The 12612-nt window shown below is 48.1% G+C and carries 18 protein-coding genes and 3 pseudogenes; 18 read left to right on the forward strand and 3 right to left on the reverse strand.

Annotated features, from left to right (window positions below):
* Positions 1 to 83 precede the first annotated feature (83 nt).
* Positions 84 to 1043: a hypothetical protein gene (locus ACK5JN_RS09510; protein WP_416869951.1), complete on the reverse strand. Its 960-nt coding sequence runs from the start codon at positions 1041 to 1043 to the stop codon at positions 84 to 86.
* 169 nt (positions 1044 to 1212) lie between these two features.
* Between ACK5JN_RS09510 and ACK5JN_RS09515 the strand changes: the two are divergent.
* The 12 genes and pseudogenes from ACK5JN_RS09515 to ACK5JN_RS09570 all read left to right on the forward strand — a co-directional run.
* Positions 1213 to 1400, forward strand: a pseudogene (locus ACK5JN_RS09515) (cytosine-specific modification methylase); the annotation flags it as partial.
* 301 nt (positions 1401 to 1701) lie between these two features.
* A complete protein-coding gene (locus ACK5JN_RS09520) occupies positions 1702 to 2223 on the forward strand; it encodes a hypothetical protein (protein WP_416869952.1) in 522 nt (173 codons plus the stop codon).
* Between the two features lie 481 nt (positions 2224 to 2704).
* Positions 2705 to 2938 (forward strand): DinI-like family protein, encoded by a 234-nt coding sequence (locus tag ACK5JN_RS09525; RefSeq protein WP_416869953.1) that lies wholly within the window; start codon positions 2705 to 2707, stop codon positions 2936 to 2938.
* A 422-nt stretch (positions 2939 to 3360) separates the two neighbouring features.
* A complete protein-coding gene (locus ACK5JN_RS09530) occupies positions 3361 to 3561 on the forward strand; it encodes a hypothetical protein (RefSeq protein ID WP_416869954.1) in 201 nt (66 codons plus the stop codon).
* Complete coding sequence (locus tag ACK5JN_RS09535; RefSeq protein ID WP_416869955.1) at positions 3558 to 3935, forward strand: RusA family crossover junction endodeoxyribonuclease; 378 nt, start codon at positions 3558 to 3560, stop codon at positions 3933 to 3935. Before ACK5JN_RS09530 ends, ACK5JN_RS09535 begins: the two co-directional genes overlap by 4 nt.
* Complete coding sequence (locus tag ACK5JN_RS09540; RefSeq protein WP_416869956.1) at positions 3920 to 4969, forward strand: DUF968 domain-containing protein; 1050 nt, start codon at positions 3920 to 3922, stop codon at positions 4967 to 4969. The genes ACK5JN_RS09535 and ACK5JN_RS09540 overlap by 16 nt, the downstream gene beginning before the upstream one ends.
* A gap of 12 nt (positions 4970 to 4981) precedes the next feature.
* Complete coding sequence (locus tag ACK5JN_RS09545) at positions 4982 to 5581, forward strand: hypothetical protein (protein ID WP_416869957.1); 600 nt, start codon at positions 4982 to 4984, stop codon at positions 5579 to 5581.
* Positions 5582 to 5987: 406 nt separating this feature from the next.
* On the forward strand, positions 5988 to 6374 hold the full coding sequence (locus tag ACK5JN_RS09550; protein ID WP_223802896.1) for a phage holin family protein: 387 nt from the start codon (positions 5988 to 5990) through the stop codon (positions 6372 to 6374).
* Positions 6361 to 6642 carry a phage holin family protein gene (locus tag ACK5JN_RS09555; RefSeq protein ID WP_185670054.1) on the forward strand — a complete coding sequence of 94 codons (282 nt, stop codon included), beginning with the start codon at positions 6361 to 6363 and terminating at the stop codon, positions 6640 to 6642. Before ACK5JN_RS09550 ends, ACK5JN_RS09555 begins: the two co-directional genes overlap by 14 nt.
* Positions 6642 to 7184 carry a glycoside hydrolase family 108 protein gene (locus ACK5JN_RS09560; RefSeq protein WP_416869958.1) on the forward strand — a complete coding sequence of 181 codons (543 nt, stop codon included), beginning with the start codon at positions 6642 to 6644 and terminating at the stop codon, positions 7182 to 7184. Before ACK5JN_RS09555 ends, ACK5JN_RS09560 begins: the two co-directional genes overlap by 1 nt.
* Positions 7181 to 7456 carry a hypothetical protein gene (locus tag ACK5JN_RS09565; RefSeq protein ID WP_416869959.1) on the forward strand — a complete coding sequence of 92 codons (276 nt, stop codon included), beginning with the start codon at positions 7181 to 7183 and terminating at the stop codon, positions 7454 to 7456. The genes ACK5JN_RS09560 and ACK5JN_RS09565 overlap by 4 nt, the downstream gene beginning before the upstream one ends.
* Complete coding sequence (locus ACK5JN_RS09570) at positions 7407 to 7634, forward strand: hypothetical protein (protein WP_416869960.1); 228 nt, start codon at positions 7407 to 7409, stop codon at positions 7632 to 7634. Before ACK5JN_RS09565 ends, ACK5JN_RS09570 begins: the two co-directional genes overlap by 50 nt.
* A 250-nt stretch (positions 7635 to 7884) precedes the next feature.
* Here the strand turns inward: ACK5JN_RS09570 and ACK5JN_RS09575 are convergent, their stop codons facing one another.
* A complete protein-coding gene (locus tag ACK5JN_RS09575; RefSeq protein ID WP_416869961.1) occupies positions 7885 to 8337 on the reverse strand; it encodes a hypothetical protein in 453 nt (150 codons plus the stop codon).
* Positions 8338 to 8673: 336 nt separating this feature from the next.
* Here ACK5JN_RS09575 and ACK5JN_RS09580 point away from each other — a divergent pair, with 336 nt between their 5' ends.
* From ACK5JN_RS09580 to ACK5JN_RS09600, 5 genes and pseudogenes are all read left to right on the forward strand, one after another.
* Positions 8674 to 9018 carry an HNH endonuclease signature motif containing protein gene (locus ACK5JN_RS09580; protein WP_416869962.1) on the forward strand — a complete coding sequence of 115 codons (345 nt, stop codon included), beginning with the start codon at positions 8674 to 8676 and terminating at the stop codon, positions 9016 to 9018.
* 131 nt (positions 9019 to 9149) lie between these two features.
* Positions 9150 to 9287: a hypothetical protein gene (locus ACK5JN_RS09585; RefSeq protein ID WP_416869963.1), complete on the forward strand. Its 138-nt coding sequence runs from the start codon at positions 9150 to 9152 to the stop codon at positions 9285 to 9287.
* Positions 9288 to 9516: 229 nt separating this feature from the next.
* The gene (locus tag ACK5JN_RS09590; RefSeq protein ID WP_416869964.1) at positions 9517 to 10107 is read left to right on the forward strand and encodes a hypothetical protein; all 591 of its coding nucleotides are present in this window, start codon (positions 9517 to 9519) and stop codon (positions 10105 to 10107) included.
* 74 nt (positions 10108 to 10181) lie between these two features.
* Positions 10182 to 11360: a tail fiber domain-containing protein gene (locus tag ACK5JN_RS09595; RefSeq protein WP_416869965.1), complete on the forward strand. Its 1179-nt coding sequence runs from the start codon at positions 10182 to 10184 to the stop codon at positions 11358 to 11360.
* Between the two features lie 268 nt (positions 11361 to 11628).
* Positions 11629 to 11745: pseudogene (locus ACK5JN_RS09600) on the forward strand (OmpW family outer membrane protein); the annotation flags it as partial.
* Positions 11746 to 11885: 140 nt separating this feature from the next.
* Here ACK5JN_RS09600 and ACK5JN_RS09605 read toward each other — a convergent pair.
* Complete coding sequence (locus ACK5JN_RS09605) at positions 11886 to 12122, reverse strand: DUF1471 domain-containing protein (RefSeq protein ID WP_416869969.1); 237 nt, start codon at positions 12120 to 12122, stop codon at positions 11886 to 11888.
* 133 nt (positions 12123 to 12255) lie between these two features.
* Between ACK5JN_RS09605 and ACK5JN_RS09610 the strand changes: the two are divergent.
* Positions 12256 to 12612: pseudogene (locus ACK5JN_RS09610) on the forward strand (ETEC_3214 family protein); the annotation flags it as partial.

Genomic DNA, 12612 nt, shown 5'->3' on the forward strand with positions numbered 1-12612 from the left:
CAGCGCCAGTTGTGAAGAAGCAGTTTAATGCCCCTGGTATGCAGGGGCAGGCGATAACAGAGTACGAACCGTATGCTTAATTATTAAGGTTTAGTATTGCGAATGAACTGCAATCTTTCTAATTCTTCTCTTTCTTTTTCTCTTTCCAAAATATTATTTGCGTCGATAAGTAAAGGCTGTGCCTTTCTATTAATTAAAAAGCCCAGCCTCCCTTTCGCATTATATTTTTTTATTATATTTGGATATTTCTCTATAAATCCATCAATGGTTGCAATCAGGTAACCCAAGGAGCTTTGTAATATTTTGCTGGTTTCATCTGCGTTTTTTAGATTTTCCTGTAAAGAAGTCAGTGCCTCCTTTGATTTATTCATGGACGCAGTCACGCCAATTAACTTATCACTCATCGCTCGGTTACTTTCTTTCTCAATAGTTAACTCATTTTGTATTTGTGCTCTGGCTTCCTTCTCAACATTAAGCTGGCTTTCAGATTTGGCAAGCTTGCCTTCTAACTCTGTTCTTGTATTAAGTAAAAATTTAACATCTTTGTCTCTTTCAGATAGTTGTTCTTTTGCCTGTTCAAGTTCAATTTTGATTGCATGAATGCCGTCTTCAATAAATCGCTCTTCTTTTTTTTCTGCAAGTTTTTTTCTTGCTTCGCTTTCAGCAAGTGCTTGCTGTAATTCTGCAATTTCAATTTTTGAATTTAAGCTTAGAGTAATTGTTTCAATGTTAGGCTTGTCCTGCACCTTTGTTATTAATTTATTTATCTGTGGAAGAATTATTACTATCAATCCTGCGGTGATTATTGGTCCTAGCAAGTAGTCACCAATATCAAAGTTTTTATTTATAAGCTCAAGGCGTTCCTCAACCCCTTTTTTGCTTAGCAATAATATTGCTACCATCTGCCAATTGAAGCCAATCCATGAGAATACGAATGAACCGAGGTACGGGCTTTTAACCCTCTCAATGGAAGTTTGGCGGAATGAGGTATAAATGTCGCGAATGAAGTCAAGCATGTCACAACCTTGTGTTAATTGTTTCATGCATATTACCCATAAGGTAATCAGTAGTCACTAGGCAAAAAAATGCCCACCGAAGTGGGCGAACTGTTAACAAGGGATGGTACAGGCACTACTGGTATCACGGTCCCAAGGTGTGATTGGGTTGTGGTACTGAGCGTCAGCGTTTCCTTCGTCGTCTTGGTATCCGCCGCAACCGCACCAACTGTTCCGAGAACTGGGCTTCCCGGAGTGGTACATCCTTGACCGGGCTATACGGGTAAGAAGTGCCCGAAGGACAAGCAGGTTGCGCGCTGCGGCAACGCTGTGCCGCCACCGTTTGCTGAGGAGCTGGTGTGGGCTAATCTACCAGAGCTTTATAAGGTGTCCCTTGTGGCTTAAACCAGCAGTTGATGGCTTATAACGGAGGATATATGGTGACAAGGTCTATGCAGGGCTGTATCTAATTTCAGTGTATTTATAATGTTATTCAATAAGCCTGATAGATTGATAGATCTTCTTAAGTTAATGAAAGTTAAGTGTTTTTTGTGCGGGCGAGACAAGTTTCTAGGAAGCTGGTAATGCTTTTTTTTAGTGTGGGATTTGTTAGATTCAAAAAAAGATTGATCGATCGATAAAAAAACATTGATCGGTAAAACCTCTAAATCTACACTACGCATATGGACACTTATGAGAGATGCTTATGAACGATAATTACTCAACACAAGCATTCTTCGATTTTTTGATGAAGTTGCCTAATTTGGGGCTTATCAACGAAGCAACTGCTCGCAACTTAAAGAATTCGGCGTTGCTGCTGTTATCTGTTGTTGATACCAGTGATAGTGACGACGTTCGTGATTTGAATGTTGAAGAGCTTATTACTCGTTATGCTGAAACTCAGGCAAACAAACCCAGCGAATCCACCATTCATAACTATCGAAGTCGATTCAAAAGTGCTGTCAATAAATTTGAGGAGTACACGCGAGTGGGGACTTTAATCAATACGGCAGACACCGAAGGCAATTTAGACGGCTTTGATGCGGTAGAACAGAAGATGGAAAAAGCTAAAGCAGCAAGACATGAGAAAGTGCAAACCTTTAACTTGCCGATCGTTGTTCGACCAGAAACAGGGACGATGATTACAGTTCAGGGCTTACCTACAGATATTACGATGGAGGAGGCTGAGCGTGTGCTGTCAATTTTGAAGGCATATGTGCGGTCGTAAAATGAATTTGAGCCCTTCCTCGCCAAAGGAAGGGCTCGGATTGGGGATGTTAGAGCACCCGCAATCTGTACTGCGTCAACAACAGTACATTAGCGGATCCCCATATTTTTATCAAGTTTCAGGGAAGTGCTCGCCTGAGGCAGGGTTTATTTATGGCGTTAAAAGAAATTGCAACAAAGCCGCTCCCACCCGGTTTCCGCTGGGTAAAATGTCGTTTTCGTAAAGCGCGAGCTAAAGCTGGTACTCCTGACTCGGAGCGCCGAGTTTTGGATGCGCATGCATACGGCTATAAATGCTGGTCTTTCCCTGTGAGGACCAAGCATTAATAAAATCAAACCCGCTACGGCGGGTTTTTTGTTACTGGTATAAAAACACAATGGAAACAATGGGGTAACTTTCACAAAAAATGCTTTTTCGGGATTGATAAATCTCCCGCATGGGTATGCTGTTTATTTACACAGTACTTCTAGCGGGAGGAATTATGAAAGTTGAAGTGACGATCGACAAAACCAAAAAACTGCCCACAGACGCAGAAAATGCGCTGCAAACTGAACTACTTCACCGCCTTAATCAGAGCTTTGAAGATTGCAGGTTGATTGTGCGCGGCGCGGGTTCTGATGGCCTCTGCGTTATGGGTGGTGCAGATGGCGACAAAAAGCGAGTAGAGGAAATCCTGCAGGATACGTGGGAAAGCGCAGACGACTGGTTTTATTAATTCGACGCTGACACATTGCCGTAGCGAGGGTTTTTTAGTGGAACAAAAACAGAATATGCCTGATCGTGGGTATGTTGTAATCAGGTGTGATGACGGCGTCATAGTCGCCAGGCTGGCATCATTCCCCGTAACAGAACGTGCTTTGATGTACCGCCGTGGCGATATGGTTTCTTTCATGCCATTACAGCCTGATGAAATTATTGGCACTCCGTCGTTATTCGCACAAATGATTGAAATGGCGAAGTCCAGGCCCGGTTACCTCATTCCGTCTGGTTCTGCTAAACTCCCGTCATAGGCCTGAACAACCTATACCTGCTGCGCCACGGAGACACCATGGCGCAAAAAATACACACCACGAATTACTCCCTGATGTGCAGCCACGTCAGCGGTTTCTTTTTGTCTTTTTTCTGCCGGGGTACGGTATGAAAAGAGACTGGTTTTACCAGGACAACCTGACCGAAGAACAGGCCGAAGAGCTGGTGGCCCGTTATCGCGCGAATAACATCACCGTAGAAAAAAGCCTCGATGTTGATCACCGCTTTTGGGTTGTATCAGCGTTCCTGCCTGTATCAAATGGCCACCAGCGTACACAGCGCTCTATGTGCTCGCGAGGGTGGAAATGAACGAGAAGGTTTTCAATATTACCCCGCTTGGCAAACCACGAATGACCCGCGCCGACAAATGGAAGAAGCGTCCGGAGGTTCTCCGGTACCGCGCTTTCTGTGATGAGGTGAGGCTGAACAATGTCTCGCTCCCGGAAAGCGGGTATCACGTTATTTTTGTGCTGCCCATGCCACCGAGTTGGAGCAAAAAGAAACGGTCCCTGATGGACGGGAAGCCCCACCAGCAAAAGCCCGATAAAGATAATTTAGAGAAGGCGCTGCTGGATGCCATTTTTGGCGAGGATAGCCATATCTGGGATGGCCGTGTAACCAAAATCTGGGGCGAAACCGGAAAGATGATCATCCGGGAGGGGGAACCGTGCGCGCTCTCCTGATGCCTGAAATTGCCCGTCATATGGGAATTGTTCTGCTGAAGCCTGGCAAGGAGCTGATGGGCTTGTTCAGCGCTGGCCGCGTTCTGATTGAACAGCAACCGGACTCCATGCGGGATTTGCCGTCGGGAAAAGTTGCTGATGCCCGTCAGTTGCTGGCGGAGGATCCGACATTAACCCCTTTCTTCCTGGATGCGCGTGTTGTTCGCGCTGCTGGTGGCGTTTCGGCGCTTGAAGACTGGCTGGGGCGGAATTTTTCAAAGTGTCAGTGGCCACACAGCAACTACCACCACAGCGAGCTGGTTATGTTCCGGCATGAACCGGGAGCGATAGTTGCCTGCTGGCATTGTGACAACGAATTACGCAACCAGAGCGACAAATTTCTGGATGATTTGATCGCCAGAAACCTCACTGATTGGGTGATTGAATGTGTGCGGATCAAAACCGGCTGCGCGGCGGACAGAATGCTTTCGCTGGCTGAGTTGTGCTGGTGGGCTGTATCTGAGGGGATAGGCGATGCAATAACCGAAAATATGGCGAGCCGCTCCCTTGGCCTCAAAGATGACCCTATCCAGTCAGTCTACAAAGAAAGCGAGATAGTACCGTCACGTCCTGCAGCGGACATACTCGCCGAACGAGTTAGTCTTGTTCCCGTTCGGCCAGCCGCTGCTGAACCACAAACGCAAACTAAAGCCGTAAAACCCGTTGTTCAGGTTCAGGTAGACGCCGAAGCCCCGGCCACATTATTCGCGCGGCCCAAGCGTATTCGCTGGATCTCTCCGCGCTTTATTGAGTGGGTTAAAACCCAGCCGTGTGTGTGCTGCGGGCAGCGGTCCGGTGATGCCCACCACCTTATCGGCTGGGGACAGGGCGGCATGGCAACCAAAGCCCACGATATTTTCACCATACCGCTATGCCGGGTTCACCACCGTCGACTGCATGACAATCCCGCCGCATTCGAGCGCGAGTATGCGCCGCAGCCAGTATTAATCATTCAATTGCTGGACCGGGCCTATGCGCTCGGCGTTCTGGCGTAAAGGAGAATCATCATGACACCACGTCAACGCCGTAATCACGTAGAAGCGCTTGGGAAAGCAGCTTCAGCACCACGCAAAAGCTGGCTGGGTAAAAGCATGCTTCTAACCTGCATTCAGTCCGCATGGATCAAATCGCTGCTTTCAACGTGGGGTGAGGGGGTTAGAGGGGGAGCCGCCCCGCGTATGCCGCGCGAGCATGCGTGCTGGAACGTAATCAGACGAGGTCGATGGTCAGAAAAAGCTCTTGAGCGATTTACAGTTGCTCTTGATCAGGCAAGGCGCGAGGGTTTTAAGGGGGAGCAGGCTTTAAAGAGAGCGCATTGCATACTCTGGCCGCAGGCCCCACACAGCATCATTGATGAGGCAATGACGAATGACGACGTTGATTTTATAGAGGAGTCGGTATTGTCGGCCTTTGATATCAACGATCCCGTCTACATTATCGGCCTTCAGTATTACACCACGCGAAAAAAAATAGCGGATATTACCAGGGAACTACAGTCGATCGCCCCATGGTTGACTGATGGAGAGGCCCGGAGGCGGGTTCGCTGGTGCCTTGAGATTTTCCGGGCAAAGGTGTTTCTCTCATCCCGTAAGCTGATGGAAAAGTAAAGGTGTTTTAGCTATTCGTGCTCTAAGTTCGTTTTTTTGTTGAAAGCTGACCAGAAAATCAGATAATCCATTCATGCTTGGCAGAGCTGCGCCACGATGGCAGCGACGTTAAGCGACAATTTGAATATAGCGAAAGCCCCGCCAGTCGGGGTTTTTGTTTTTCGGCGATACGACAGGGGTATTCGCGAAGGTGCATTGCATCAGTACCCCTGTCATATCGCCGGCCATCCGTACTACCTCACAATATTTCCATTTCCTGTTAAGGCTGCCATCTGGTGGCCTTTTTAATTTTCAGGCTCCGGGAATCACTCATTAATGACCTTTTACCTAAGAGCCCGCGAGCCTGACCTTTACTCCCCTCATTAATTTTTCTGAGAGGATTCACAGCAATATCAATGGGGGGATTATGTCCGATCCTGTTTCTGGCACCGGAGTAGCTGGTGGAGTCCTGACGGGGGCCAGTGTCTATGGAATGCTAACCGGCACCGATTACGGTGTGGTGTTTGGCGCGTTTGCTGGTGCTGTGTTCTATATAGCAACGGCTTCCGACCTGAGCTCACTCCGCCGGCTGGCGTATTTTGTCGTTTCTTACATCGCTGGAATTATCTGTTCCGGGCTGGTGGGGGCGAAACTTGCAGCCTGGACGGGGTATAGCGATAAACCTCTGGATGCTATTGGTGCCGTAATCATTTCTGCATTAGCCGTCAAAATCCTGACGTTCCTGAACAATCAGGATGTCGGCTCGCTGGTGGCGCTGATAACGCGCCGGGGAGGTTCAGGTGGTACTAAATGATCCATCAGCGACCATCAACGCGCTGCTTTGCGCCGGGGTCGTGGTAACCCTGATGTTTTATCGCCGGGGTGATTCCCGACACCGTCCATGGATTTCGCGCCTGGCATGGTTGCTCACTGTTATCTACAGCGCCGTACCGTTTGCCTACCTGTGCGGGATTTACCCGCATTCATCATTGGCAACCATCGGGGCAAACATCATTTTTCTTTCTGTGCTGGTTGCCGTCAGAGGCAACGTAGCGCGCCTTGTTGATCACCTGAGGCACTAATGACTAAAGACGATATTTTCAATGCCATCCTCGGGAAGGAGGGCGGCTACGTTAATCATCCGGACGACAAAGGCGGACCGACTAACTGGGGGATCACTCAGACAACGGCGCGCGCTCATGGATATACCGAAGATATGCGCCAACTTACCCGGCAGCGGGCATTGGAAATTTACGAGGCTGATTACTGGTATGGCCCACGATTTGACCAGGTGTCAGTTGTTTCCCCGGGCATCGCAGCCGAACTCTGCGACACCGGCGTGAACATGGGGCCATCGGTCCAGGTTAAATGGTTCCAGCGCTGGCTGAACGTTTTCAATATTCAGCAGCAGTTATATCCAGACTTACTGGCTGACGGGCAGATAGGCCCGCGCACCATCAGCGCACTAAAGTCATTCCTTGCACGCCGTGGAGCTGAGGGGGAGACAGTGCTTTTGCGCGCGCTGAACTGTAGTCAGGGGCAGCGTTATCTGGAATTAGCTGAACAGCGCCCGGCTAACGAGTCATTCGTGTATGGATGGGTAAAAGATCGGGTGACGCTATGACTCTTGAAATGTTTGTTGGTCTGGCGGTGGCGGTGATAGCTGCTATCGCTGGCGCATTTGGCTTTGGTCATATTCGCGGTACCAGCAAGGCAGAAGCAAAAGCCGAACAGCAGCGCACTGAAGATAAAGCAGCGGCAACGGTTGCAGCAGCCGAACGCTGGGTTGAAGTGACCAAAGAGGCCAGCAATGTACAGCAGAGTGTTAGTCACATGCATGATGACGATGTTGATCGCGAGCTGCGTGAATCGTGGAAGCGTCCCGGTAGTCATTGATACGGCATGCGAATGGGTTAAACCTATCTACCTGACCGACCACGATATTGCCGCGATGAACAAGCAGACGAAGAGGGACATACTGATGCATAACAGAACGTGGCAGGCTAATTGCCAGGATCAAACTGAGAAGAGAGCCCCAAGAGCGAAGCAAAACTCCAAGACGGTAGTTCCGTAACGGGATATCGATTCTGGCGTTAAACAGTTGCGTGTTGCTGCAGCCTGTGATCGTGTGTATGAATCTACCTCGACGACCAACATGGATGATGCTACCAGTCTCTGATTTATTGACTCCGCCCAACTAAATTATTTCACCCTCGGGGAGTAAATTGAAAAAGCCCGACAGCAAATTTCCGGGCTAAAAGAATATATCTCAAATCAACGCATTAAATAATAGTATTTAAAAGCATCATGTTTAGTGTTTAGGCTCATTTTATTGTGGATTTTAATTGTGGAGAGCGTTTTGCAAAGATAGATGCTGATGAATTTCGTAGTTCTTTCGAAATTTCACTCCAGACAGGATTGGTTTTTACTGGGTTGAATGTATCGTTAGCTAAATCTTTTTCATAAGCAGATAGCTCTTTGATTCCATTTTGATATCCAGATAGGTTTTTGATTATCTCAAAAGCAGAGGCGATGACCACCCCAACATCATCTTTTTCAGATTCAGATATGGAGGCATAAACCTCGTCTTTATGCTCTTCAATCCACTGAAAAGCAATAGGTAATACAACTTCACACACCCAGAGATTGTAAGCGTCAAGCGACTCAATTGCGCTGACATATGAGGGATGCATCTCCCAATCGGGGTGAACTCCTTTTAGCCGAAAACTAGCTGGCTGACTTGGTATGTAATGACAGTTCTGTTTAACAGTGCCCATAACTCCTCCAGATGAAGTGTAATTTGCTATTTAAATATTGCAGGGAGGGTTTGGAGTTAAAGATAAATAAGATAATTTAATGGCAAGTCTGTTTTGCTTTGAACTTTTAATTAAATGTTCCAATGATTAGCCTAGTATTGAATTTGTTTTTTCTATCAGTGGATAATTTTGATTAAAGTTTCATTTGGATTCTTATCGTCATTCTCATGGATGGGTACCCTCGTAATGGCCAAAGCGGATAAATTTTAACTATGCCTCTAAGGTAATAAAAATGCAGGTAAGTATAGATGGTGTCCAGTATGTACCAGTTTGTGGTACTTCAGCGTGGAGGCAGGCGTGAACAAAGAGCCACGCATTTATGGAAGCAAATGGGACAGAGAACGCCTTGTCTACCTCCGTGCGTATCCACTCTGTGTGATGTGTCAGGAGCAGGGCAAGGTGGCAGCAGCAACAGTCGTTGACCATATTACCCCCCATGAACTGAAAGAAGCGCTCCGCTCTGGGGATACCACAGCCATAAGCAAAGCGCAGAAGCTCTTCTGGAGCCGCAGCAACTGGCAGGGACTATGCAAGCCACACCATGATTCAACCAAGCAGAGAATGGAGAAAAGAGGCTTCATCATCGGCTGTGATGAGAGCGGTGTCCCCCTTGACCCAGCATCACATTGGTTCAAACGATAATATTCCTCATGTGTGCCGCTTCCCAGAGGGGAGGGGGGGGGACGAAGTTCAACACCCCTAGCGCAAATGACCGCCGCTCGTGCTTTTTACACACAACCGCGAAATGAAAAGTTTTTTTTCGGGAGGTTCTGATGGCAGGAAGACGTCCGAAACCGACCCACCTCAAAGTGGTAACCGGTAAGTTGCGCAGCAATGCCGCCCTGGTTGAAGCGGTTAGCGTGATCACCCGGCACAGCTGGGGCACCCTGGAGGATGCGAAAAAAAACTGATTGACTCCCCCTGGTTGATGGCGATGTATAACCTGGCCGATCGCCTCGGGGAGCCTGACCCGCGAAAAATTGCCAGTCTGCCCGCAGATATTCTTCTCCACTGGCAGGCGTGGTTATCTCTGACTATGCCGGGTACCGGCAGTCACCCGCCAGCCCCGCCGGAATCCAGCCGACCGCCACAGACGGAACAGTCTCAGCAGTGCGCTGATGTTATGAGGATCCTCGGAAAATGAGTGATGTTGCAAGTTTATCGGTTGCCCTGCACCTGAACTCTGCGGCGTTTAAGTCGCAAATTACTGATGCTTACCAAAAGGCAGGGCAGGCCAGCAAAAAATTCAATTCACAGGCCACCACTCAAGCAAATGAGCTGGCATCTGCCATATCCCGGACGGTCGATGCGGCAAAAGGGATTGGTTTTAAGGCGGCGAATGCCGATCAGTTTTCCGGGGTTACGCGTGGAGCGGGCCAGCTCAACTATGTTCTTCATGAAGTCGCGGCCGGCAGCAACGTTGCCAGTAGCAGCATCATTAATGCGTTGATCCCCGTGGTTCATTCCCTTAAAGGGCAACTGGATGGATCCGCTGGTGGCTGGAAAGCACAGCAGGAGGCAGCGCGCAACGCGGCAGCAGAGCTGGCGACGGCCGCACAAAACCAAATCTCAGCCGCTCAGGCGGAAAAGCAGGCGGCTCTCGGAAAAGTCGCCATTGCCGAAAAGACCATTGCTGCTGCCCAGGCCCAGCGTGAGCAGGCGATTGCACTTGATGAGTATTACGCCAAGCAGGCTGCGGTAAATAAGCAGTATGGGCTTAGTGTCAGCTAGGGGATATTGCACTACGTGGCGGGTACTCAAGTGGTGATGGTACTACTACTTTCAGACTTCCTGACTGGAACGGTGTGCAGTCTGGATCAGTTCCAAACTTGTATTTCCGTGGCACTAAGGATTCATCTAAAGATAAAGGCATAGAGAGATCGGCAGCCCCAAACCTTAGAGGAAACTTCTATTCGCGTGGGATTTCCGCGTTACCTGGAGTATTACCTAGCGCTGACGGTGTTTTGTTTAAATACCTAAACCGTGGCGCGCCAACCACTGGCGAACAAGTTAACGCTACTTCAACGTCTGCAAGTAACGATTCTATTTTGTTTGATGCAAACGCATACAGTGCTGTATATGGTCGCTACAGCACCAGTACCATTCAGACGGATGTTGTGAACGGCGTATGGCTTGTCCGCGCATCAGGTGGTTTCGTAGCGGCTAATACGTCGTGGTCCGTGATTAATGGCGATGCCACGCGCCCGGCTGATGGGGGGGTTGCGAACGCCGGGGATGTTAAATCGCAGTATAAAATTGCTGGGTCGGTTGAGGCCGAAGCGTCACTTAAAGCGGTGGCGACGATGGGCGGCACCTATTCAGCTGCCCTGAAAGTTACTAACGCAACTGCGGGCAGCGGCTATACATACGTGTTTGACACTAGCGGTCAGTTCGAGGCTGATAAAGTATTGTTAGCGCGGACGTCTTACCCGTCCTACCGCTATGACCCACTATATACAGACGGCACACCGATCCCTGACAACGTTGTGGGCGGTAGGGCAATCCTGGAATACACAATGTCAACGGCGGCAAGCGGAGCTACGTCTCTGGCGTATTCCAGACGACGCAAGGATGGGGTCAGCACCGGGCAGCTTATCGTTTTGTTCCCGTCAAGCAGTGGTACGCTAGCCCTACAAGGCACCTCCGGACTCGAATATAAACACAGCATCACCGATGCTGATAGCTCTGAGGTAATGGCGCGCATTGACAGCCTGCGCATGGTCAACTTCATCTATAACGATGACGAACAGAATCGCGTGCGCTATGGCATCATTGCTGAAGAGGCTGAACAGACGTGTCCGCAGTACATCAAGCACAACCAGGAGCAGGTCGAAGATATCCTGGACGATGAAGGCAACAAGATCGGCGCAAAGTATCGCGACCGGCCGAGCGTGGACGTTAATCCGATCGTTATGGACCTGCTGGGATACGTTAAAGCGTTGAGAGCTGAAATCGACGAACTCAAGGCGGCGCTGAAAAGCTAGTGGGAAAGATGCCAGGTAACCGCGGCCCGTGGTATGCAAGCACGGACCGCGGCTTTAGGCCAGGTGTTCATGCCGTGGCGCTGGCGCAAGTATAGGAGAAATCATTCATTCAGCAACAAGCCAGCGCAGATTTTCGTTCTGCAAAACTAAATTTAATTTCACTAATATCAGTCAGTTAACAAAGCTTGTTTTGGTGCTATTTTTCGTTCTCAAAAGTTGATTTTTATTAATAAAAACAGACTGATATTTTAATTTCAGGGGTGTGCCGGTGTGGTACATGGATATCGATACCAACGTGAAGTTTAAAGCTAACGGTGTGAACCAGAGCGTGAGTACCCGTCTGGATCCGTGGGTGTTTATGTTCTCGGCCGGCTATCGCTTCTGATTCTTTTCCGCAAGCATCATTCTACATCATCGTCAGCGTTTTTACGGCCCCCCATGGGGCCGTCTTCACCCCTATTCTGAACATAAATCGATGCTCACTATAAGAGAGTTGTGACACATCCTGTTCGAGATATTAATGATTTACTTATAGATTCCAGCAACGCCGTGTAGTCTGCTGCCCCCCGTTGTCGACAGGATTTTAAATGACGTTGCTCCTTGCTCATCAGCCTTACGAGAAAGAGCATACGATAAATCATCAAGCGTATAGGCATTGCTGGCTGAGACGACACCGACCTTTTCTTTGCCATATGCATGATTAATTTCCTGAGCAGCAGAGGATGAAGGTCGGCTTTGTGCCAGATGCGGACGTTGCTCTATTCATGTAAGATTAATAGAATGTCTTTCGATAAATTTTTGACTTAATCTTAAATAAGAATGACTTTTTTGCATGTCAGCGTTTTACTTTACATTCAGAAATAAATAGGATTATTGAAAAAATAAGAGAGGAACTATGTCACATCCCCCTAAAAAACTTAAAAAATCATTAATTACTGTTTTTTTGAGTGGTATTCTTGCTGTTCTTGGATATTTTGTTACATTGAACGGAGTATTTGATTTATATCAACATATCGCAGATAATTTTTTGCAAAAAAAAAGCAGAGGATAATCTTCATGTGATTTACACCGGAGCGTCAATAAAGTACATTGAGTCAATTTTTGGCCCTCCCGTGAAGGAAGAACATTCTGAGGATGGGAGGGTTCATGAGTATATTTACTCTTTCAAAAAGTTCTATCTGCAAGTGGTTTATGATAATAATAACACAGTGATACTCTATTCCGTAACCAGCAAGGATGAGAATTTTCATCC

The organism is Kluyvera sp., from assembly GCF_047971185.1.
GTDB lineage: Bacteria > Pseudomonadota > Gammaproteobacteria > Enterobacterales > Enterobacteriaceae > Kluyvera.

Excerpts from the sequence above, each read along its gene's own strand:
- ACK5JN_RS09575 (WP_416869961.1), bottom strand. The coding sequence starts at position 8,337 with ATGGGCACTGTTAAACAGAACTGTCATTACATACCAAGTCAGCCAGCT.
- ACK5JN_RS09585 (WP_416869963.1), top strand. The coding sequence starts at position 9,150 with ATGGCAGGAAGACGTCCGAAACCGACCCACCTCAAAGTGGTAACCGGT.
- ACK5JN_RS09525 (WP_416869953.1), top strand. The coding sequence starts at position 2,705 with ATGAAAGTTGAAGTGACGATCGACAAAACCAAAAAACTGCCCACAGAC.
- ACK5JN_RS09570 (WP_416869960.1), top strand. The coding sequence starts at position 7,407 with ATGTTGATCGCGAGCTGCGTGAATCGTGGAAGCGTCCCGGTAGTCATT.
- ACK5JN_RS09560 (WP_416869958.1), top strand. The coding sequence starts at position 6,642 with ATGACTAAAGACGATATTTTCAATGCCATCCTCGGGAAGGAGGGCGGC.
- ACK5JN_RS09565 (WP_416869959.1), top strand. The coding sequence starts at position 7,181 with ATGACTCTTGAAATGTTTGTTGGTCTGGCGGTGGCGGTGATAGCTGCT.
- ACK5JN_RS09530 (WP_416869954.1), top strand. The coding sequence starts at position 3,361 with ATGAAAAGAGACTGGTTTTACCAGGACAACCTGACCGAAGAACAGGCC.
- ACK5JN_RS09590 (WP_416869964.1), top strand. The coding sequence starts at position 9,517 with ATGAGTGATGTTGCAAGTTTATCGGTTGCCCTGCACCTGAACTCTGCG.
- ACK5JN_RS09535 (WP_416869955.1), top strand. The coding sequence starts at position 3,558 with ATGAACGAGAAGGTTTTCAATATTACCCCGCTTGGCAAACCACGAATG.
- ACK5JN_RS09510 (WP_416869951.1), bottom strand. The coding sequence starts at position 1,043 with ATGAAACAATTAACACAAGGTTGTGACATGCTTGACTTCATTCGCGAC.
- ACK5JN_RS09545 (WP_416869957.1), top strand. The coding sequence starts at position 4,982 with ATGACACCACGTCAACGCCGTAATCACGTAGAAGCGCTTGGGAAAGCA.
- ACK5JN_RS09520 (WP_416869952.1), top strand. The coding sequence starts at position 1,702 with ATGAACGATAATTACTCAACACAAGCATTCTTCGATTTTTTGATGAAG.
- ACK5JN_RS09550 (WP_223802896.1), top strand. The coding sequence starts at position 5,988 with ATGTCCGATCCTGTTTCTGGCACCGGAGTAGCTGGTGGAGTCCTGACG.